A 21454-nucleotide genomic window follows, 5' to 3' on the forward strand; every position below is an offset into this window, starting at 1 on the left:
AAAAAAAGGCTCTACTTGAGCCTTCTGCTTCTTATCCGACGTTGTTTCAGTTATCCCTGACCTCCAAATAGCGTTCAAGCTTTCGCTTTACCCGCTGGAGGGCATTGTCAATCGATTTCACATGACGCCTTAAATCCACCGCAATCTCTTGATAGGATCGACCGTCCAGATAAAGCATCAGGACTTTCCGTTCCAGATCGCTTAAGATCTCTGACATCTTGTCTTCCAGGCCGACAAACTCCTCTTGATTGATGATTAGTTCCTCTGGATCGCTTACCGCTGTGCCGCAAATGACATCCAGCAGCGTACGGTCGGAGTCCTCATCGTAAATAGGCTTGTCCAATGAGACATACGAATTGAGCGGAATATGCTTCTGTCTCGTAGCGGTCTTAATAGCCGTAATAATCTGTCTGGTAATGCAGAGCTCGGCAAAGGCCTTGAACGAGGACAGCTTATCCCCTTTAAAATCACGAATTGCCTTGTACAGCCCGATCATGCCTTCCTGGACAATATCTTCCCGGTCAGCACCAATCAGAAAATAAGAACGGGCTTTAGCACGTACAAAATTCCGGTATTTATTGATCAAATACTCCAGCGCCCCGCTGTCACCCTCACGGACCGCCTCGACAATGTCTTCATCGCTTATCACATCATACCCTGACAACATGACTTCCTTGAGGTCCACACTCAATAGAATCCCTCCGGCCCGGAACGCACGGTAGCCCGTCACTCGCTTGAAATATATGACAAGTATATATGATGTCTACTAGACCGTCAACCACGTTCTAGCCAATATAGGCCGATAATAACATTTAATGTAAACTATTTCGTAGATTCATATACGCTTCCATTCTTCAGACGAGCCTGCATTTTCGTCCCCATTGTGTAAAACAGTCCTATTCCCTTCGCCAGCGCTCAAACATCTGTCTCACATCCGGCGGCAGCTTCCCGTCAAGTGTATTCCTGCTCTTGGTCTGCTCCTTCGTAATTTTCTGCTTCACTTCGCGCTCACTCTGCTCCACTTCATTCAGCAGCTCACGGGCAGATAACCGAAGCGCTCCCCGGGCAAAAATGACATGCTGTTCTATCAAATCACTGGTCGCCACATAAATTTTACGCCGGCGGTGGCTAAACTCTCCAACAAGCCGTTCAATGCACTCATCGGCCGTTTCCTTCTCTTTCGTAAAAAACACCTGTACCTTACCCTGGATATATGATTTCCCAAGGCCCGGAACCCGGTAAGCATCAAAAATCGCCACGATTCTGAGGCCTGAATACGCTTGATATTCCGCTAATTTCTCAAGCAGCACATCCCGGGCTTCCTGCATGCTGCTATTGGCGAGTTTCGCAAGAAAAGGCCAGCCGCCGATCATGTTGTAGCCATCGACCAGCAGCACATCCCGCCAATCGGCCATCATTGCTAACCCTGAAGGCGGCGACGGCGAAGAACTTCGTACATAACGACACCTGCGGCAACCGAAGCGTTAAGCGAATTGATCTTTCCAGCCATCGGCAGCTTCACAAGCACATCGCATTTTTCGCGGATCAGACGCCCCATTCCTTTACTTTCATTCCCGATTACGATTGCGACCGGTCCGTCAAATACTTCAGTATCGTACAATTCCTGAACAGCATCAACCACGGTGCCAACCACCCAGACACCCATTTCTTTCAGCTGGTCAATCGTCTGACCCAGATTGGTCACCCTGGCTACAGGTACGTATTCTACCGCACCAGCCGATGTTTTGGATACGGTGGCCGTCACCTGAGCGGATCGGCGCTTAGGCAGTACAACACCGTGAGCCCCCGTGCAGTCGGCCGTTCTCAAAATCGAGCCCAGGTTATGAGGATCCTCGATTTCATCGAGAAGCAGCAGGAAAGGCGGTTCCCCTTTTTCCTCCGCAACCTTGAGCAGATCCTCCACTTCCACATAAGCATAAGGAGCCGCTTGGGCAACCACGCCCTGATGCTGAACCCCCGGAACCATCTGATCCAGCTTGCGCTTGTCTACGTGCTGAATGACAATGCCCAGTTTTTTGGCTTCCGCAATAATGGGCAGCGTCAAATGCTTCTGCGCATTCTCGGCAATCCATATTTTATTGATCGTACGTCCTGATTTGAGCGCTTCCGTTACGGAATGCTTACCAGCCACTACTTCCTCTTCTTGCAACATATATGTCTCCTCCTGCATATCAGCCAGCTGCCCAATTTCGGGAAATACCGGCTGTATCGTTTCATTGCTGGTATTTGATGTCTTTCGATCTATTTAGCAGACCCCTCGATAAACTCTATGCTCTTTCCAATGAGCTCACGCAGACGGTCTTGCTCTCCCGTATAATATAAATACCCAACAAGCGTCTCAAATGCCGTTGCATGCCGATATTCCAGCACATCGGCATTTTTCGGTATGCTGCCCGATTTGGCATTGCGTCCCTGCCGGACCACATCGCGCTCCTCCTCCGTCAGCTCCGGATCAAGAAATGCCAATATCCGGCTCTGAGCTTTCGCCGACACGAATCCTGTCGCTGTGCGGTGCAGGTGATGAGGCCGAAGATTCGCCTTCGATATCAAGAACTGCCGCACAGCCACCTCGTAAATGGCATCTCCGATGTAGGCAAGCACGATCGGCGGAATCAGACGTGCCGGCTTCGACGGCGGAAAGTCAAACCAACCGGCTGCGGGGTCATGAAACTCGGCCCCGCTCATTTACGCCGCCAGCGCATGCCTTGCGCCGTATCTTCTAGCACGATGCCTTCGTCCGCCAGCTTGTCGCGAATTTCATCGGCTCTCGCCCAGTTTTTATTTTTCCGGGCTTCAATACGTTCAGCAATCAAGGCTTCAATCTCCTCGTCCAGCAAATCGCCCGTACCGGTATTGACAATGCGAAGAACGCCGTTCATTTCGTTGAAAGCACGCAGCACTTCATGTAGGTCGGCTGCAGGAATCGAAGCTTCCTTCAGCAGCTGATTCGCCTCGCTAGCCCACTGGAACATCGCTGTGATTGCATCCGGCGTATTGAAATCATCTTGCATTTTTTGATGAAATTCGCCAAGAACCGCAGATATTTTACCCGCAACCTCCTGGCTCACTTCGTCGTCTTTGGAACCGATGGCCGTGCTCAAGCGATGTTCAATATTAGCTGCCGCATTAGCCAGACGCTCTACGCTGTTCTGTGCCTGGTCCATCACTTCATCGCTATAATTCAGCGGGTTTCGGTAATGGGTAGACAGCATGAAATAACGCACAGCTTCCTTCGTATATTGTTCGCGAAGCTCCTTAACCAATACGCCATTACCCAGCGACTTCGACATTTTTTCGTTATTGATACGGATATATCCATTATGCATCCAATAGTTCGCGAGCGGTTTACCCGTCAATGCCTCGGACTGCGCAACTTCGCATTCATGATGCGGGAACTGCAAATCCTGCCCACCGCCATGAATATCCAGCGTATCCCCAAGATAACGGCGTGCCATCGCCGAGCACTCAATATGCCAGCCTGGACGACCGTCTCCCCATGGGCTGCTCCAGTAGATTTCTCCCGGCTTGGCTGCTTTCCATAGAACAAAATCCTCGGGGTTTTCTTTCCGCTTATCGACCTCAATCCGAATACCGAACTGCAGCTCATCCAGATTTTGCTGGGACAACTTGCCGTAATCATCAAACTTGCGAGTGCGATAGAATACGTCTCCCCCGTTCTCATACGCAAAATCGCGATCCACAAGCTCCTGGATAAATTCGATTATATTCTCCATATTGTCCGTTACCCGCGGATTTAACGTGGCTCTCGGTATGCCAAGACCGTCCAAATCCTCGTAATACGCCTGGATAAACTTATCCGCTACCTCCGGAACGGTGGTGCCGGTCTGTTCGGCTTTGCGGATCATTTTGTCATCTACGTCCGTAAAGTTCACCACATAACTCACGTCATTGCCCTGATTCTCGAAGTAAGCGCGAACCACGTCGAAAAAAATCATCGGGCGCGCATTCCCAATATGGATATAATCGTACACGGTAGGACCACACACATAGATCTTGACCTTCCCAGATTCCTGAGCGACAAACGTTTCTTTCATACGGGTTAGCGTGTTATAGATTTGCAGTGCCATATTGTATCATCCCAGTCCTTTCATTCCATCACTTATTGTTCCTTCACGTACATTGCTGCTTATTCCAAAAAAACTCATTCCTCTTTGACCGACGAGATTACGGCCTCGGAGACCCTGGTTTTGTTGTTATTCTGTTTGCCCTCATTCAATTCCGCCCGAAGCTGATCGATCTCCATCTGCATCGAACGCAGTGTATCCACAATCGGATCCGGAAGATTGGTGTGATCGAGCCGGTCACGCACACGCTCACCATTCTGCTTCACGACTTTACCCGGATTGCCCACAACGGTGCTGTTCGGCGGAACCGGTCGTAATACGACTGCATTGGAACCAATATTACAGTTATCTCCAATCGTAAAGGAACCTAGCACTTTCGCTCCTGATCCGATGACCACATTGTTGCCGATGGTCGGATGACGCTTGCCCTTTTCCTTCCCGGTGCCGCCAAGGGTAACCCCTTGATAGATCACCACGTCATCCCCGATCTCGCAGGTCTCTCCAATGACAACCCCCATGCCATGGTCTATAAACAGTCTATTCCCGATGCGGGCTCCCGGGTGAATCTCGATCCCTGTCATGAACCGGCTGATCTGAGATATGATCCGGGCCAGCGTATACCATCGCCGCTTGAATAATGCATGAGCTACCCGATGAGACCACAAGGCGTGAAGTCCCGAGTAGGTGAATACCACTTCAAAAAGGCCCCGGGCAGCCGGGTCATTCTCGAACACTGTCCGAATATCCGATTTCATCTGTTTAAACATGAACGCTCCCTCTTTCCCCTCTTCCAATCGCGCATGCAACTTGCTCTCCATCGTTATTCCTGAAAATAAAAAACGCCCCTGCAGCTTATCGCTGCAGAGGCGCTAGACCGCGGTTCCACTCTGCTTAGAACCGGCACAAGCATCCTCCCCTCGTCCGGGACGGATTCTACCGATTCACTTCATGTCATTAACGGCAGACGACCGGCATGATCTAACGATTGTGTTCGCTTCAACCATGCAGCTCACAGGTGCATTTCCGCTGCAGGCAACGGGACAACTCTCAGCCGGCAGATTCAAGTGGTCCTTGTCTTCTGCCGATTGTCCTCTCTGGAACGTGCCTGTTTTACGCGTACTTCTCCTGATCGTAGCTTTTATACGTTTATCTTTGTTGATCAATGCTTCATAAATGACCGCGTTGCTCACTAGTGACGCTGCGCTGACGGATCGTGCTTCCGATCGCTGTTGTTTTCAGATTTCTTGAACGTCAATCTACATAGTTGAAATCCGAAAACAAAGGCGAACGCTTCGCTTCTACAACACGATTCCGTCCTCTCCGCTACTTCCCTGTATGAGTAAATGCCCCATTTAATAAAACCCTAGATCAAAGAATATTTCACTTATAGTTTGGTGTAATTATAACTGATGAGATACAGGCTGACAAGGAACGTTTATCAAGATTGCCGTGCCCTGGGTTATGCGCCCTTGATTTGGGAACGCAGCCGGTCAAGCACACGATCCTTGCCAAGAAGCCAGATCGTCTGGTTCAGATCGCGGCCATGGGTTTGTCCAGTCAGAGCAACGCGGATCGGCATGAAGAGCTGCTTGCCCTTAAATCCCGTCTCCTTCTGTACTTCCTTAATCAGAGCAGCAATCTTCGCAGCGTTAAACTCATCGGATTGCTCGATCTTCGCAAGGAATGCGGACAATACGGCAGGCACCTGCTCGCCGCCCATCACTTCGATGCCCTCTGCATCGAGCTCCAGATGCGTCCGGAAGAACACTTCCGACAGATCCACGATGTCTGAGGCCGCGTTCATCTGCTCTTGATACAGCGCCACGAGCGCGCGTGCCCATTCCTCCTGCTCGGAGTTAAGCTCGAACGGCAAGCGGCTCGCTTTCTGCAGATGCGGAATGGCCAAATCAGCAATCCGATCAGGATCCGCATTCTTGATGTAGGTGTTGTTCATATGAGCCAGCTTGTTGGTGTCGAATACCGCAGGGCTCTTGGACAAACGATGCTCATCAAAGATCGAGATCAACTGCTCTTGCGAGTATACTTCCTCTTCCCCTTCCGGAGACCAGCCGAGCAGCGAGATGAAGTTAAACAGTGCTTCAGGTAAATAACCGAGCTGATCATACTGCTCAATGAATTGAATGATCGATTCGTTACGCTTGCTCAGCTTCTTGTGATCGTCGCCCACAATCAGGGTCATATGCCCGAATTGCGGCGGCTCCCAGCCGAAGGCTTCATAGATCATCAACTGACGCGGCGTGTTGGAGATATGATCCTCTCCGCGGAGCACGTGACTGATCTTCATCAGGTGATCATCGAGTGCTACCGCGAAATTGTAGGTAGGAATACCATCCTTTTTGACAATGACGAAGTCGCCCGTCTCTTTGCTGTTAAAAGAAATCGTACCCTTCACCATATCATCGAAGGTGTAGATACGTTCCTCTGGAACGCGAAAACGAATGCTTGCTACACGCCCTTCAGCCTCAAGCGCCTGACGCTGCTCTTCCGTCAAATCCCGGTGTTTCCCAGAGTAACGAGGCGTCTCCCCACGAGCCATCTGCTCTTCCCGCTCCTGCTCAAGTTCTTCCTCTGTGCAGTAGCAGCGGTAAGCTAGCCCACGATCCAAAAGGTCCTGCCAATATTCCTTATAAATATCAAGACGTTCGGTTTGGCGATACGGTCCATACTCGCCTCCGACATCCACGCTTTCATCCCAATCCATGCCCAGCCACTTCAAATATTTCAACTGACTTTGCTCTCCGCCTTCTACGTTGCGCTTTACGTCTGTATCCTCGATGCGAATAATAAATTTCCCGTTATTCTTGCGGGCGAATAAATAATTGAATAATGCCGTTCTGGCATTGCCGATATGTAAATGTCCCGTTGGACTCGGTGCATAACGCACGCGGACTTCTCCGGTCATTGTAACCCCTCCGCTTCCCTAATTCTTCAAAGATTTCCTTCAAGCATTCGTTCCATATCTGCTCTGATTTGAACGCGTCCTTTAAGAGGATAGCATACCTTTCACAAGGCAGACAACCGATTGTGCCGCGATTCCCTCACCCCTGCCGGTAAACCCGAGCTGCTCGGTTGTGGTGGCCTTCACATTTACCTGATCCACCTCAGCATCCAGCGCTTTGGCGATCACTTCCGCCATTTGCGGGATGTAAGGTGCCATCTTCGGCTTCTGGGCAATAATCGTGGAATCGATATTTCCCAGCGTATAACCGCGCTCTTTGGCCATGGCCCATACCTGCTCCAAAAGCTTCAGGCTGTCCGCGTCTTTAAAAGCCGGATCATTATCGGGAAAATGGCGCCCAATGTCGCCAAGCCCAAGCGCTCCCAAAATCGCGTCCGTCACCGCATGCAGCAGTACGTCTGCGTCGGAGTGTCCCAGCAGCCCTTTCTCATAAGGAATGGTGACCCCCCCGATAATACACGGTCTTCCTTCCACCAGTTGATGCACGTCAAACCCCTGTCCTACTCGAATCATTCCTTGTCCTCTCCCTTGCGTTTCTGTAAAAAAGCCGCATACTCCAGATCCTCCGGTGTGGTGATCTTGATATTGCTGTATTTCCCCTCTACCACGATGACCGAATGTCCTGCACGCTCCATCAGCATGGCGTCGTCGGTCCCTGTAAACTCTTCCTTGGCTGCAGCCTCATGGGCTGACAGCAGGTCGGAAAGACGAAAAGCCTGTGGGGTCTGGACGGCCCACAGACTTTGACGGTCCGGGGTACCTGTTATCAGCCCCTGACCGTTCACCTGCTTAATCGTATCCTTCACAGGCACCCCAAGTACCGAGGCGCCTTCACGGATTGCCGCATCGCGGCAGGATTCAATTTCCTCTAGTGTTACAAACGGCCTGACGCCGTCATGTATCATTACCCACTCTGACGAGATTTGCTTGATACCTTGGTATACCGATTGCTGCCTCTCGCTACCGCCAGGAATTACAGCGGACACCTTGTCCAGTCCGTACTCATGAACCCAGGATTGGCAGCGCGAAACATCCTCCGGTCCCGTAACAAGCACGATCTCCTGCAGCCAGGGTATCCGGCTGAATACTTCCAGTGTATGAACGATGATGGGCTTTCCACCCAGTGCCAGGTATTGCTTGCTCTCCCGGGTTCCCATTCTCGTTCCCTTACCCGCCGCCACAATAACGGCGCCGAAGTCGTTCAACATGCACAAAACTCCTGTCTTCACCCTTCACGTCAGACTGACGGAGAACGGATATGTATATCCCCATCATACCCCGTTTACTGGGCTTTTTCCAACAGTTTCGGTTTAGCGAAGATCATCCGGCCCGCTGAGGTTTGCAGTACACTGGTGACAAGCACTTCCATCATTGTGCCGATATACTCACGTCCGCCTTCCACAACGATCATCGTGCCATCATCCAAATAAGCAACGCCTTGACCATGCTCCTTGCCGTCCTTGATAATCTGGACCAGAATTTCCTCCCCGGGCAGAACCACCGGCTTGACTGCATTGGCCAAATCATTTATGTTCAGCACCGACACGCCCTGCAGCTCACAAACCTTATTCAAGTTGAAATCATTCGTGACTACTTTGCCCTGAAGCACCTTGGCGAGCTTAACCAGCTTGCTGTCGACTTCGGATATCTCCTCAAAGTCGCCTTCATAAATGAGCACCTTTACATCCAGCTCTTTCTGGATTTTGTTCAAAATATCAAGTCCACGCCGGCCGCGGTTGCGTTTAAGAAGGTCCGAGGAATCCGCAATATGCTGAAGCTCCTCCAGAACAAACTCAGGAATCACAATGGTCCCTTCGATAAATCCGGTTTTGCATATATCTGCGATTCTCCCGTCGATGATGACACTTGTATCCAATATCTTGTGCTCCTCAACGCGTCTTCCTTCCGGCTCAGGGGCTTGGCTCCACTTGCCCGACATCCATAAGGAAGCCAGTTCATCCTTCTTCTCCAGTCCAATCCGCAGTCCGATGTACCCGCCGAGCAGTGTAATCCCGACCTGCAGCAGCTGCCCAGCTTCTCCTAGCAGGGATAACCCGGGTGAGAGCAATAGGGACAACAGTAAGCCGCCCAGCAATCCAGCCGTTCCAGCGGCCAGTTCATTCATCGGAATCCGGGAGAACGAGGAGATCAGGCTGTGCAGCCATCTCGATACCCGATCAGCCGAAAGAACACCGATCATGCCAAACAATAATCCACCAAGCACCGCGAAGGCTCCGCTTCCCGCTGCCAGTATTCCTTGTCCAAAAATAGGCGAGAGCCCTGGAAAAGACCGTTCCATTGTATGATATAACGTATACCCGCCCCACGCACCGCATAATACCGTAAATGCTAAAATAGCTTTTTTTAACATGAGCTTCCGCACACCTCCTTTTTATACCTGAATATCGTTGCTTCTATTTTCCAGTATGGTCCAATTTATAAAGTCGTAATCGTGCCAGGTCATCTTTTTTTAAGAAAAACTTCCGCTGTATGCGATCTAACTTCCCTGAAAGTGCCTCGTTTAATATTTTTATTGATGGAGTTTTCACCTCACCTGTTGTACGGTCCAGCCTACCCCCGTCAGGCTTTGATGTATGCTAACACCAACCTCACAATTGGAATTGACCGCCTTCGGGCACCTGAAATTGGTTGAAATCGGCTGAAGTAGTGGAATATAATGAACTCAATTCATAATATCGAGGTGGATGTATAAATGAGTGCTCCCAGTCTACAGGCTTTTCAGGATCAAGTTTCCGAATTGTTGCTCCGTCACCGCAGTCTCTTGGATGTTCTGTCTAAAAATGGTCAAAGCAATGCTTCTGTCAACCGTGCCGTCACCAAAGCCATCACAGAGTGCGGATGCATCGAGCTTCATGCCACGAAGCAAAGCTTCGATATCGGCTCTGATCTCGAATCGGCCCGGGAATTGGCAGGCACCCACGTCGAAGGTCATCTGTGCGAGAACTGCCGTGAAGCGGTGAGCTCCGAGCTTGGCCGCAACATATTTTATATGTCTGCCCTTGCGAATCTTCTGGACATCCAGCTGGATGAGGTTGTTGTTAAGGAGTCTCAGAAATGTTCCACATTGGGTCTGTTTAACCTGTCGTAAAGCCGTTGGCATTCCAAACGGTTATGGCGGCAAGGTCATACATGGATACAAAAAAAGCATTTATATCGCTGCCTAAGCAGGGAAATAAATGCTTTTTATTTTGGGTTTATGTCAGCCAATGAGTTATGCTGCTTATCGGTCAGAGGACTGATAAGCCTCATCCGATTTGTGGTCATCCTTCTTGCGTCGTCGGTTTTTGCGAGTCAATCTGCGGAAATTCTGCTGCAAACCATACCCTGCATACAGTACCAAGGGTACGAATATGAGCATGGAGGTTTGTTCCGGAAAGAACACGGCAACCATGACTGCACCTACGATAACAAAGGGTGTAAATTTAATTGCTGTTTTCGGAATGCCAATCTTCTTGAAGTTCGGGTACTTGACTGCGCTAACCATGAGATAGGAAAGAAGTAAAATGGCAAATATCATATAAGGAGCTGTAATCTCTTCATGGAATAAAGCCAGTGTTGCAAGCACGCCTCCCGCTGCGGGGATTGGCAGGCCGATAAAATATCCCGGTATTCCTGGACGAACGTTGAACCGTGCAAGCCGTAATGCGCCGCACATCGGAAATATCGCGGTTACTGTCCAAGCCAGAGCTGTATTAATATCCGTAAACGCTACGGTATACATAATAAGTGCTGGAGCTACGCCAAAGGAAATTACATCTGATAATGAGTCAAGTTCTTTACCGAATTCACTCTGGGCATTCAATGCTCGAGCTACCCGACCGTCCAGTCCGTCAAGGAGCATGGCAATGATAATCATAATGGCGGCCATACTCGTTCGACCTTCTGTCGCCAAGATGATACCAATCATTCCGAGAAACAGATTACCTAAAGTAAACATGTTCGGAATTGATTTCGTCATTTTTATATTCACCTCGTTAATTGTACGTTCGAACATCGATTGTAGGGCTTTTAGATTTGTCTGTCAATGAATACTTGTTCCTGCAATCTTTTCAAGCCCTCTTTTATGGTGCGTGCACGTACTTCACCAATCCCGTCCACTTCATCAAGCTCGTGAATCGATGCCGACATAATGCTGGATAAGTCACGGAACTGATCCACCAAATTGCGAATGATCACGTTCGGAAGGCGTGGGATTTTGTTCAAAATGCGGTAACCGCGCGGCAGGATTTCTTCTTCGGAAGCAGCGGCAGAAGCCGGGTATCCCAGAAGCCTCACAATATGGTGAATGTCCAGCAGCTCCTCATCCGTCGAACGCTTGAGCGCCAGTATGATCTCGCGGATTTTCTCCTCGCTGTACTCCCGGGCGTAGTCTGCATATAGCAGCCAAGCCTCTTCCTCCATATTGCTCACAAGCTCATCCATCTGCATGCTAATCAAACGCCCTTCGTTGCCGAGCTCGTTAATATAACGCTTGATTTCCTTCTTGATGCGAAGCACCATCTCCACGCGCTGGATGACATTAACAACTTCCGGAATGGTCACCAGCTCTTCAAATTCGGAGGCAGAGAGGTTCGTGAGCGATTGATTAAGCACCACTCTGTATCGCTCCAATGTCTGTATCGCTTGATTGGCTTTGGTTAATATTACGCCGATTTCCTTCAGCGCATACCTCAAAGATCCTTGGTACAGCGTAATAATGTTACGGCGCTGGGAAATGGACACCACCAGCTTACCCGTCTGTTTCGCTACCCGCTCTGCCGTTCTGTGCCGTATCCCTGTCTCGATGGAAGAGATCGAGGAATCAGGGATCAACTGGGTATTGGCATACAAAATCCGTTTCAGGTCTTCGCTTAAGATGATGGCGCCATCCATCTTGGCCAGCTCGTATAAATAGTTTGGCGAAAAATCGCAGTTTATGGAGAAGCCGCCGTCGACAACTTCCATTACTTCCGGGCTGTAACCCACAACGATCAGGGCGCCCGTCTTTGCCCGAAGCACGTTCTCCAGCCCGTCGCGAAACGGCGTTCCCGGTGCTACCAGCTTTAGCAAATCATTCATTTTGTCCAGTTGGCTCGTTTCTTTCACCTTCGTATGCCCCCTAATCTAACGCAACCGCTAATGCATCTGCAACAGTGTTTACTCCTATGATTTGTATTCCTTTGGGATGCTTCCATCCCTTCAAACTTTTCTCAGGCATGAGTACGCGCTTGAAACCCAGCTTCTCCGCTTCTCTTACCCTTTGTTCCGCTCTTGAAACGGCACGAACTTCGCCGGTCAGGCCAACCTCGCCAAAAATGACATCATACGGCTTGGTCGGAATATCACGGAAGCTGGATGCAATGCTGACCGCTATTGCCAAGTCCACCGCAGGTTCATCGAGCTTAACGCCACCGGCGACATTCAGGTAGGCATCCTGTGTTTGCAGGAACATGCCCATCCTTTTTTCAAGCACAGCAATGATTAAATTCATTCGGTGATGATCCACACCGGTGCCCATTCGACGTGGTGATGGAAAATGGGTCGTAGAAATGAGTGCCTGCAGTTCGACAAGAACCGGCCGGGTTCCCTCCATGCTTGCAACAACTGTCGAACCGGCTACGCCTAATGGTCGTTCAGATAAAAATAGTTCCGATGGATTGCCGACTTCGCGCAGCCCATCCTCACCCATCTCAAATATGCCAATTTCATTCGTCGAACCGAAACGATTTTTCACCGCACGAAGCAAACGGTAAGTATGGTGACGCTCTCCTTCAAAATAAAGCACACAGTCCACCATGTGCTCCAGCATCCTAGGACCTGCAATGGCTCCTTCCTTGGTCACATGACCAACAAGAACCGTAGCGATGCCCTTCACCTTAGCCAGCCGCATAAAGCGGGCGGTGCACTCTCGAACTTGGGAGACGCTGCCCGGCGCGCTTGTTACCTCCGGCAAATACACGGTTTGAATGGAATCGATGACAACAAAACCGGGCTGTACGCTCTCAATGGCCTCCTCAATCGATTCCAGATTGGTTTCGCAGAGGACAAACAGCTCTGGAGACAATGCACCGAGCCGGTCAGCGCGCAGCTTCGTCTGACGTACCGATTCTTCACCGGAAATATACAGAACGCGGACGTCGTTCTGAGCCAATCGGTTGGAGGCTTGCAGAAGCAGCGTGGATTTGCCGATGCCGGGATCGCCGCCAACCAACACGAGCGAGCCTGGGACAAGCCCGCCGCCCAGCACACGGTTCAATTCTGCAATGCCCGTCTGGATTCTGGGTTCTTTGCCGCTTTCTATATTTATGATCGAAAGGGGTTTTTCTTTACTATGAAAAAGAGGGGAATTCATCCCCTGCGTCTTGATTACCGTCTCGGTCTCTTCTACCATGGAATTCCATGATTGGCAGCCCGGACATTTTCCGAACCATTTGGGCGCTTCATAGCCGCATTCGGTACAGAAAAATTTCGTCTTAGTTTTTGCCATGTGAGTCTCCTTTATGTCGCACATCTTTTGTCGGATTCCGTAAAACCCTGCAAAATCAGGCATTACTCAAAGTTTACCATTTCTTATAATTCAACGTAAAGGCTAATCAGAAACTTTACGCGGCTTGAGATGGATTTGTTTCAAATTTGAAGGGTTGAAGGAGAATCAGCGTTATTTTTTGCTGCAATTTAATAACAAACATAAATACATGTAAACCATACATGTCCTCTTCGCTGGGTTGATACATGAGGCCAGCTTCCTTCGCGATATGTCTTTTTGCCGCCGATATAAAACAGCCCAATATTAAAAAACAAAATCCCCGCCGGATTTTAACTCCAGCGGGGTGTTGTTGTTCCAACTTATTCCGTTTCAGCCGATGCGGCCGTAACGCTCTCGTTCTTGTTCACAACCAGTTCGCCGTTCGCCTCATCAATGATGAGCGAATCACCTTTGGTAATGTTGCCTCTCAGCAGCTCTTCGGAGAGACGATCCTCGATATGCTTCTGGATAGCCCGGCGTAATGGACGGGCACCGAAGGCAGGATCGTAGCCTTCCTTCGCAATGAAGGTCTTCGCTTTGTCTGTAAGCTCGAATTGAACCTCGAACTCAAGCAGACGCTTGCGCAGCTCATCGGACATCAATGTCACGATTTCGGCAATGTGTTTCTCTTCCAGAGAGTGGAACACAATGATCTCATCGATCCGGTTCAGGAATTCTGGACGGAAGCTCTTCTTGAGCTCATCCATCACTTTGCCCTTCATGTTGTTATAATCGCGGCCTGAATCACTCACAGCGGTAAAGCCCAGCGTCGAGTTCTTTTTAATCGCTTCTGCACCCACGTTGGACGTCAGGATGATCAGCGTGTTCCGGAAGTCCACGACACGGCCTTTCGAATCAGTTAGACGACCATCTTCCAGTACCTGAAGCAGAATGTTAAATACCTCAGGATGCGCCTTCTCAATTTCGTCGAGAAGAACAACGGAATACGGCTTGCGGCGAACCTTCTCGGTCAACTGGCCGCCCTCTTCATAGCCGACATATCCCGGAGGCGCCCCGACGAGACGTGACGTGGAGTGTTTCTCCATATACTCGGACATATCGATCCGCACGACCGCATTCTCATCACCGAACATCGCTTCTGCAAGCGCGCGTGCCAGCTCGGTTTTACCTACCCCGGTAGGACCGAGGAAGATGAAGGAGCCCATTGGGCGCTTCGGATCTTTCAGTCCTGCACGTGCCCGGCGAACCGCACGGCTGACTGCTTTTACAGCTTCCTCTTGGCCGATGACACGGCTGTGCAGGATTTCTTCCAGATTCAGAAGACGCTCGGTCTCTTCTTCCTTCAGTTTATTCACAGGAATACCGGTCCAGTTGGCCACCACATCAGCGATATCCTCTGGAGTCACTTCGGAATCGGTACGGCCTTGCTTCTCTTTCCATTGGTTCTTCGTGATTTCGAGTTCTTCACGCAGCTTTTGCTCCGTATCGCGCAGTGCGGCTGCTTTCTCGAATTCCTGGCTTTGGACTGCTGCGTCCTTCTCTTTGCGGATATCCTCCAGATGTGCTTCCTGATCCTTCAGATTTGGCGGTATAGTATACGTATGAAGGCGAACTTTCGAACCGGCCTCATCGATCAGATCAATTGCTTTATCCGGCAGGAAACGGTCGGTGATATAGCGGTCGGACAATTTCACTGCCTGCTCTATCGCTTCATCCGTAATCTTCACACGGTGATGCGCTTCGTAACGGTCACGCAGTCCATACAGAATCTGAATGGCTTCCTCAGGCGATGGTTGGTCAACCGTAATCGGCTGGAACCGGCGCTCAAGGGCAGCATCTTTTTCAATGTATTTACGGTATTCGTCCAGCGTGGTTGCCCCGATGCACTGAAGCTCACCGCGTGCCAATGAAGGCTTAAGGATGTTGGAAGCGTCAATCGCTCCTTCTGCTCCGCCCGCACCAATCAGGGTATGCAGCTCATCAATGAACAGAACGATGTTGCCGGCTTGGCGAATCTCATCCATGATTTTCTTCAGACGATCCTCAAACTCGCCGCGGTATTTCGTACCCGCTACAACAGAACCCATATCGAGCGTCATAACGCGCTTATCGCGCAGCGTCTCCGGAATCTCATTGTTAATGATGCGCTGTGCTAAACCTTCGGCAATGGCTGTTTTACCTACTCCAGGCTCACCAATCAATACGGGGTTGTTCTTCGTACGACGGCTCAGCACCTGGATGACGCGCTCAATTTCCTTGCTGCGGCCAATGACCGGATCGAGGTTGCCTTCTTTGGCAATGGCGGTCAGGTCACGAGCAAGACTGTCCAGCGTAGGCGTGCTCACGTTCTGCGGCGTACCGTGATGGCTGGATACCGCCTCGCTGCTGCCAAGAAGCTGCAGAACCTGCTGACGGGCTTTGTTCAGGCTGATGCCCAGGTTGTTTAGCACGCGTGCTGCAACCCCTTCACCCTCACGAATCAGTCCCAGTAAAATGTGCTCCGTACCCACATACGTGTGACCGAGCTTTCGGGCTTCGTCCATGGAGAGCTCAATTACTTTTTTCGCTCTAGGCGTATAAGCAATGTTAGTTGGCTGCTCCTGTCCGCGTCCGATTAAAGTCTCCACTTCGTCCTGGATTTTCTCCAGACCCAGTCCAAGTCCGATCAGCGCTTTGGCTGCAATGCCGTCTCCTTCACGAATAAGTCCAAGCAGGATATGTTCTGTGCCGATATTGTTGTGACCCAGACGTACCGCTTCTTCCTGAGCCAATGCAAGCACCTTTTGTGCACGTTCCGTAAATCTGCCAAACATCATAGTATTGCACCTCCACGTTTCAATTAATATATTTAACCTCGCGGATTTCGGTGTATCGCCAGTTATTGCGACGTTTCCGTTCATCCATTAGTAAAACGAGAATCAATCCTTAATGGTTACCTAATGTTTCTCTGATGAGTTTAGCCCTGTACATATCTCGTTCGGAAGGATGCATGCCCTCTCCAAAGGTTTTTTGCAGAAAACCCGGCTGTGTCTTCACATTCAGCTCATTCATTACCGGAATTTCCGGACCTTCCAGGAGGCCGAGATCCACCCCAAGTCGAACGTCGGACAAGCGTTGGGCTGCTTCCTTGGAATCCATTACTGCCGCGTAGGACAGTATGCCGTAAGAGCGCATCACCCGGTCCGTAATACGGAGCTTGGAGTCACCCAAGAGCCGCGCTCTGGCATTCTTCTCATGCTCGATGATCTGCAGGGCGACGCTGTGAAGATTCTCGATGATCTCCGCCTCGGTTTGACCGAGCGTTATCTGATTCGAGATTTGAAACAGGTTGCCTAATGCTTCGCTGCCTTCACCATAAATTCCTCTTACGGTCAGACCCACCTGCGATACAGCCGAAAGAATTCGATTGATCTGCTGCGTCATAACGAGAGCCGGCAGATGCATCATGACAGAGGCCCGAAGACCGGTACCGACATTCGTCGGACAGCTTGTGAGATAACCTCGTTTGTCATCAAACGCATAATCGATTTCGGATTCAAAAACATCATCCAGCGCAGTGGCACGTTCCCATGCCTCCCGAACCTGAAATCCGGGATATAAGCACTGTATGCGTAGATGATCCTCTTCATTGATCATAATGCTGACGGACTCATCTTCGGTAAGGATGACTGCACCATTACGGGATTCATTCGCCAGATTGGGACTGATCAGATGCTTCTCAACGAGAACCTTCTTATCCAGCTCATCAATCTCACTTAATTTAATTACATGCAAATCCCCAAAATCCTGCAAATCTTCCTTATCATTTAACACACGGGTCAGGCGCTCTAGCACTTCTCCTGACTGCTGATCCGTTGCCAGCAGCGGGAAAGGAAGATGCTGCAGATTTCGCGCCACCCTGACACGGGTGCTGATGACAATGTCGGAATCCTGACCGGTTCCGCGCATCCACTCGCTGAGCGCCGTATCGGTAAACCGGAGATTAGACATCACGCATTCCTCCTACTAAAGTGCATACTCATTAGATCTTATCCCTGAGCGATATTCTTCTCCAGCTCACGGATCTGGTCCCGGATCTCGGCGGCGGTTTCGAATTCCTCCTGCACAATCCGGAATTGAAGTTCTTTCTTAAGCTCGTCGATTTGGCGTTTGATCTGAATACGACCCCCTGTGCGCTTCGGCACCTTGCCAACATGGGATGTACCGCCATGGACTCGCTTGAACAACGGATCCAATCGATCCGAGAAATATTTATAACACGAGCTGCAGCCGAATCGGCCAAGCTTGCTGAACTGCGAATACGTCATACCGCATTCTTCACATTGCAGCGTCTGAGCCATTTTGGCACCGGGAGTCTGGCCCTTGCCTGAAGGATCCAGATCCAGGAGACCCGACAGCAAACTGTGTATAGAAAAACCATTCGACGTACCGGGGATCAATTCCCCTTTTTCGCGGGCACAAGTTTCGCAAAAATGAAACTCTGTTTTTTCCCCGTTCACAATTTTGGTGAAATGAAGTGTCGCTGGCCGTTTACCGCATTCTTGGCATACCATATCCAATGCCTCCTTACACAGACTCACTTACCTAATAAAGAAATAAGCATCGCCTTCATAATCCTTGCACGCAGCTCATCCCGATAAGGAAGCTTCACATTCAGGCATTCCCTTGAAATGGCGGCCCGCATCAGACTGGCCTCCCGCCTCGTCAAAAACCGGGATTCCTCCAGCTGATAGATCAGCCCTTCCGCTACCGTCTGATCAATCATGCTGCCGATTGTATGATGAAGATGCTGCTGGAGTGCAGTATGCTGAGGAAGCTCAATACGCTGGATGCGTATGTAACCGCCCCCGCCGCGCTTGCTTTCCACGAGAAAGCCCTTCTCCAAGGTAAACCGTGTACTGATGACGTAATTAATCTGGGAAGGAACGCAAGAAAATTGCTCTGCCAGATCGTTACGCTGAATTTCAACGGTGCCTTCCGGACTTTCCTGCAGTATGCTCTTCAGGTATTGTTCGATAATATCAGAGATATTACGCATGGTCTGTTCATCCTCCACTGTTTGAAACGTTAAGACGGATAGTGATCTTACACGTCCGCACAGAGCCTTGCTTATACTTGGTTTAACCATAATCAAAATCAGCGAACCCTCTCGTTGACTTTGACTTTCTTTGACTTTAATCTCATTATAGCACATTTTTTCATTTTGCCAAGAGGGTCTTAGCGAATTCATCCTGCAGTCCATTTATTCTTATTGTACCCACTAATTCGAACCCTTATAGCCTTTTTCTGAAGATCCATTCAATATGGCGGCAAAAAAAGAAGCAGCCTCCATTTCCGATAAACACCGGTTTAAGGGCCACTTCTTCATCACCATCTATAAATTCACGCCATCAAACATCATAACTAATCAAATAATGCTGTAATTCCGTATTATAATAACCGATGCTGTATTCAATCATGCTGCCCGCTCCGTCGTACGAGGATCTCAACCGCTTGAGCAGCGGTGCGCCTGCACTTACTTCAAGCAGTGGTGCAATCTCATCATCGGCTACGGTCGCCAGAAAGCGATCCCGGAAATTCTCCAACGTAATTTGACTCTCCTCGATACGGTCATACAGGGATAGCAGTTCGTTGGAATCGAACTCCTCCCCCATATCCACTTGGGCTGACACATAATGTGTATAGTAAATATAAGGGTTCCCGTCGAGCAAATACAACCGTTCAATAAGCAGGCACCGTTCGCCGAATTTCAAGTATAATTCACTATCCGGCTCGTTATGCACCCATTCCGTCTTCAGGTGGCGCTTCCGAATCTGGTGTCCTTCTTCAACCAAAATCTCCGTAAACAGCTTGCCCTTGGAAAGTTTGGAAAAGGAGGTGTTCCGGGTCACAATCGTTCCCACTCCGCTCCGTTTCTCTACATATCCCTCCTGATACAGCTCCTGGATGGCATTACGAACTGTCATTTTGCTGACATTGAATTCCTGCTCCAGCTGCGGCTCGGAAGGAATATGGGCACCAAGTGGGTAAACCCCATGCAGAATCCGATCTTTAATGATCTTCTTGATTTGCAGATATAATGGACCGTTCTTCCGCGTGATCGACATACTTCCTCCTACCTTTCCACATCAGACATATGCTGACTCATCGCCTGAAGGACTTCGCGTTCATTCGCCGTCGGCGTATCTCCCGTTACGGTATGGGCAAGCATCGCGGCAGCGGCGGCAAAATCAACCGTCCGTCCCGGTTCATATCCCTCTGAAATTCCGTGAAGCACACCACTGGCATAGGCGTCGCCTGCTCCGATACGGTCATGAACGGAGAACGTCAATGTTTGGGAAAAATTAAAGACTCCGTCCGTGTATAGATATCCTTGCAGGGAATGGGTATTATCCCCGTTGATCTTGCGGTGGGTCCCCGACGCAACCGTAATATTATACTTCGCGGCTACCTGCGGAATCAACTCCTGCAGCTGCTCGTTCCGGTCTTCACGCGTCGTCTCCATGCCGAGAATATAGAGAGCGTCTTTCTCGTTCATAAAAACAATGTCCGCCAATGACAGCATTTCCTCATAATGCGGCTTGGCAAAGTCGTAGCGGTCCGCACCCCATAAAGAGGGACGATAGTTGCAATCGAACACAACCGTACCGCCTCTTGCCTTAACTTCCTTGGCCAACGTCTTCATCTGCCCCCGCACCGTGTCGTTCATCGAGAGGGTAATGCCGCAAAAGTGTATCATATCCACGCTTTCGGCAATCGCCCCGAAATCGTACATCTCATCCGCTGCCGTATTAAAACTGCTGCCCAGCCGATCCGTGTACGTGACACGTCCGGGCCGCACACCGAAGCCGTTCTCCAGGAAATACATGCCCACGTATTTGCCTCCCCGGCTAATCAGCGATGTGCCAATACCAAGCTTGCGCAGGTATGAGATCGCCGCTTCACCAAGCGGGTTATCCGGCAGCGTGCTGACCAGAAATCCAGTATGACCGAATCTGGCGATGGCCGATGCGATATTGACACCGGTGCCCGAGAAGGAGTAATTCAAATGGCTCTCCTGAGCCAAAGATGCATACCCTGGTACTTGCAGCCGCATCATCACTTCGCCATAGGCAGCGATTCTCTTAGGCATATTGGTCAACCAGCGCTTTTAACTTTTGATGCAGTTCCCGAACATCACTGATGATGGTATCGCCGCTGGTTGAATCGATGATGGAGGAATATACGTGAGGAATAACCTGCTGTACTCTCGCTTCCAATGCAATACGTACAATCGCTTCAAAATTCTCTTTATCGATGCCACCAGTCGGCTCGAGCGCAAAACCTTCCTCTGCACATGCCTTCGCTACCGCGCGGTATTCATCCTCTAGCTTCAGCCCCTGCATCGGGAAATATTTCAGTGCATTGCCTCCCATATCGCGCACAAGCGCAATAGCGGCTTTAATAGGAATGATGGCCGCATCCGTTCCGGCAGCGCTCACCGGGCCGGTAGATATGTTCACGTAGCCCACCTGACCCGAAGGGGACACAAGGCTGTTTATCCAGCTTTCCTCTCCCCCCAAGTTAGCACGGGTAGCGCCAACGGCAGGGAATACCTGATTGATATGCGTGCCTGGATAGCCCTTCACGATCTCTGCTACGACTGCCGCTTGCCGGTTATCCCCTGCTCCAAGTCCGATAGACACGGCATCTTCAATAACAGCACCGTACTCCTTCATCGCGATAATGGCCTCTTGCACGTTCGGATAGTTCTTCGACAACACACCGACCACCACATGTCCTTCCGCTGCTTCGAATATTTCCTTTGCATTCTGGATGCTGCCCGCAAGCACATTCAGTGCTGCGCGGTTTCTGTAAAGACGTTTCTCCATATTGGCCATT

At 50.2% G+C, this 21454-nt stretch carries 23 protein-coding genes; 2 read left to right on the top strand and 21 right to left on the bottom strand.

Going from position 1 to position 21454, the window contains the following annotated elements; all coding sequences use genetic code 11:
• Nucleotides 1–46 precede the first annotated feature (46 nt).
• From sigH to cysE, 6 genes are all read right to left on the bottom strand, one after another.
• The gene (gene sigH, locus PGL02S_RS25340; RefSeq protein ID WP_006212942.1) at nucleotides 47–691 is read right to left on the bottom strand and encodes an RNA polymerase sporulation sigma factor SigH; all 645 of its coding nucleotides are present in this window, start codon (nucleotides 689–691) and stop codon (nucleotides 47–49) included.
• A 205-nt stretch (nucleotides 692–896) separates the two neighbouring features.
• Nucleotides 897–1415 carry an NYN domain-containing protein gene (locus PGL02S_RS25345; RefSeq protein WP_036638422.1) on the bottom strand — a complete coding sequence of 173 codons (519 nt, stop codon included), beginning with the start codon at nucleotides 1413–1415 and terminating at the stop codon, nucleotides 897–899.
• Between the two features lie 5 nt (nucleotides 1416–1420).
• Entirely contained in the window at nucleotides 1421–2173 is a 753-nt protein-coding gene (rlmB, locus tag PGL02S_RS25350) for a 23S rRNA (guanosine(2251)-2'-O)-methyltransferase RlmB (protein ID WP_006212944.1), read from the bottom strand.
• Between the two features lie 89 nt (nucleotides 2174–2262).
• Complete coding sequence (locus PGL02S_RS25355) at nucleotides 2263–2706, bottom strand: Mini-ribonuclease 3 (protein WP_006212945.1); 444 nt, start codon at nucleotides 2704–2706, stop codon at nucleotides 2263–2265.
• Nucleotides 2703–4109 carry a cysteine--tRNA ligase gene (gene cysS, locus PGL02S_RS25360; RefSeq protein WP_006212946.1) on the bottom strand — a complete coding sequence of 469 codons (1407 nt, stop codon included), beginning with the start codon at nucleotides 4107–4109 and terminating at the stop codon, nucleotides 2703–2705. Before cysS ends, PGL02S_RS25355 begins: the two co-directional genes overlap by 4 nt.
• 74 nt (nucleotides 4110–4183) lie before the next feature.
• Entirely contained in the window at nucleotides 4184–4873 is a 690-nt protein-coding gene (gene cysE, locus PGL02S_RS25365; RefSeq protein WP_036638418.1) for a serine O-acetyltransferase, read from the bottom strand.
• Nucleotides 4874–5054: 181 nt separating this feature from the next.
• Between cysE and PGL02S_RS28420 the strand changes: the two genes are divergently transcribed.
• On the top strand, nucleotides 5055–5279 hold the full coding sequence (locus PGL02S_RS28420) for a hypothetical protein (protein ID WP_148246398.1): 225 nt from the start codon (nucleotides 5055–5057) through the stop codon (nucleotides 5277–5279).
• 286 nt (nucleotides 5280–5565) lie between these two features.
• Here PGL02S_RS28420 and gltX read toward each other — a convergent pair whose 3' ends face one another.
• The 4 genes from gltX to PGL02S_RS25385 form a co-directional block, all read right to left on the bottom strand.
• Nucleotides 5566–7029, bottom strand: a complete 1464-nt coding sequence (gene gltX / locus PGL02S_RS25370) for a glutamate--tRNA ligase (RefSeq protein ID WP_006212948.1) — start codon at nucleotides 7027–7029, stop codon at nucleotides 5566–5568.
• A gap of 81 nt (nucleotides 7030–7110) precedes the next feature.
• Complete coding sequence (ispF, locus tag PGL02S_RS25375; RefSeq protein ID WP_006212949.1) at nucleotides 7111–7599, bottom strand: 2-C-methyl-D-erythritol 2,4-cyclodiphosphate synthase; 489 nt, start codon at nucleotides 7597–7599, stop codon at nucleotides 7111–7113.
• Nucleotides 7596–8294 carry a 2-C-methyl-D-erythritol 4-phosphate cytidylyltransferase gene (gene ispD / locus PGL02S_RS25380; RefSeq protein WP_036638416.1) on the bottom strand — a complete coding sequence of 233 codons (699 nt, stop codon included), beginning with the start codon at nucleotides 8292–8294 and terminating at the stop codon, nucleotides 7596–7598. Before ispD ends, ispF begins: the two co-directional genes overlap by 4 nt.
• A 74-nt stretch (nucleotides 8295–8368) precedes the next feature.
• On the bottom strand, nucleotides 8369–9457 hold the full coding sequence (locus PGL02S_RS25385; RefSeq protein ID WP_006212951.1) for a PIN/TRAM domain-containing protein: 1089 nt from the start codon (nucleotides 9455–9457) through the stop codon (nucleotides 8369–8371).
• Nucleotides 9458–9799: 342 nt separating this feature from the next.
• Here PGL02S_RS25385 and PGL02S_RS25390 point away from each other — a divergent pair, with 342 nt between their 5' ends.
• The gene (locus tag PGL02S_RS25390; RefSeq protein WP_036638413.1) at nucleotides 9800–10195 is read left to right on the top strand and encodes a nucleoside triphosphate pyrophosphohydrolase family protein; all 396 of its coding nucleotides are present in this window, start codon (nucleotides 9800–9802) and stop codon (nucleotides 10193–10195) included.
• 132 nt (nucleotides 10196–10327) lie between these two features.
• Here the strand turns inward: PGL02S_RS25390 and pssA are convergent, their stop codons facing one another.
• The 11 genes from pssA to dagF all read right to left on the bottom strand — a co-directional run bounded on the left by pssA (nucleotide 10328) and on the right by dagF (nucleotide 21453).
• Nucleotides 10328–11065 carry a CDP-diacylglycerol--serine O-phosphatidyltransferase gene (gene pssA, locus PGL02S_RS25395; RefSeq protein ID WP_006212953.1) on the bottom strand — a complete coding sequence of 246 codons (738 nt, stop codon included), beginning with the start codon at nucleotides 11063–11065 and terminating at the stop codon, nucleotides 10328–10330.
• Between the two features lie 50 nt (nucleotides 11066–11115).
• A complete protein-coding gene (disA, locus tag PGL02S_RS25400) occupies nucleotides 11116–12192 on the bottom strand; it encodes a DNA integrity scanning diadenylate cyclase DisA (RefSeq protein ID WP_036638410.1) in 1077 nt (358 codons plus the stop codon).
• Nucleotides 12193–12205: 13 nt separating this feature from the next.
• Nucleotides 12206–13573 (bottom strand): DNA repair protein RadA, encoded by a 1368-nt coding sequence (gene radA / locus PGL02S_RS25405; protein ID WP_036638403.1) that lies wholly within the window; start codon nucleotides 13571–13573, stop codon nucleotides 12206–12208.
• Between the two features lie 115 nt (nucleotides 13574–13688).
• Nucleotides 13689–13931 carry a hypothetical protein gene (locus PGL02S_RS28425; RefSeq protein ID WP_155984589.1) on the bottom strand — a complete coding sequence of 81 codons (243 nt, stop codon included), beginning with the start codon at nucleotides 13929–13931 and terminating at the stop codon, nucleotides 13689–13691.
• Nucleotide 13932: 1 nt separating this feature from the next.
• Nucleotides 13933–16389 (bottom strand): ATP-dependent protease ATP-binding subunit ClpC, encoded by a 2457-nt coding sequence (gene clpC / locus PGL02S_RS25410; RefSeq protein ID WP_006212956.1) that lies wholly within the window; start codon nucleotides 16387–16389, stop codon nucleotides 13933–13935.
• 109 nt (nucleotides 16390–16498) lie between these two features.
• Nucleotides 16499–17563, bottom strand: a complete 1065-nt coding sequence (locus PGL02S_RS25415; protein WP_006212957.1) for a protein arginine kinase — start codon at nucleotides 17561–17563, stop codon at nucleotides 16499–16501.
• A 38-nt stretch (nucleotides 17564–17601) separates the two neighbouring features.
• Nucleotides 17602–18126, bottom strand: a complete 525-nt coding sequence (locus PGL02S_RS25420; RefSeq protein ID WP_006212958.1) for a UvrB/UvrC motif-containing protein — start codon at nucleotides 18124–18126, stop codon at nucleotides 17602–17604.
• A 23-nt stretch (nucleotides 18127–18149) separates the two neighbouring features.
• On the bottom strand, nucleotides 18150–18611 hold the full coding sequence (locus PGL02S_RS25425; RefSeq protein ID WP_006212959.1) for a CtsR family transcriptional regulator: 462 nt from the start codon (nucleotides 18609–18611) through the stop codon (nucleotides 18150–18152).
• A 352-nt stretch (nucleotides 18612–18963) separates the two neighbouring features.
• Nucleotides 18964–19680, bottom strand: coding sequence for a GntR family transcriptional regulator (locus PGL02S_RS25430; RefSeq protein ID WP_006212960.1), 717 nt, complete (start codon nucleotides 19678–19680; stop codon nucleotides 18964–18966).
• An 8-nt stretch (nucleotides 19681–19688) separates the two neighbouring features.
• Nucleotides 19689–20705: a sugar kinase gene (locus PGL02S_RS25435; protein WP_036638402.1), complete on the bottom strand. Its 1017-nt coding sequence runs from the start codon at nucleotides 20703–20705 to the stop codon at nucleotides 19689–19691.
• Nucleotides 20698–21453 (bottom strand): 2-dehydro-3-deoxy-phosphogluconate aldolase, encoded by a 756-nt coding sequence (gene dagF / locus PGL02S_RS25440; protein ID WP_036638400.1) that lies wholly within the window; start codon nucleotides 21451–21453, stop codon nucleotides 20698–20700. Before dagF ends, PGL02S_RS25435 begins: the two co-directional genes overlap by 8 nt.
• Nucleotide 21454 lies beyond the last annotated feature (1 nt).

This window comes from Paenibacillus glucanolyticus NBRC 15330 (assembly GCF_004000885.1).
GTDB classification, from domain to species: Bacteria; Bacillota; Bacilli; order Paenibacillales; family Paenibacillaceae; genus Paenibacillus_AQ; species Paenibacillus_AQ glucanolyticus.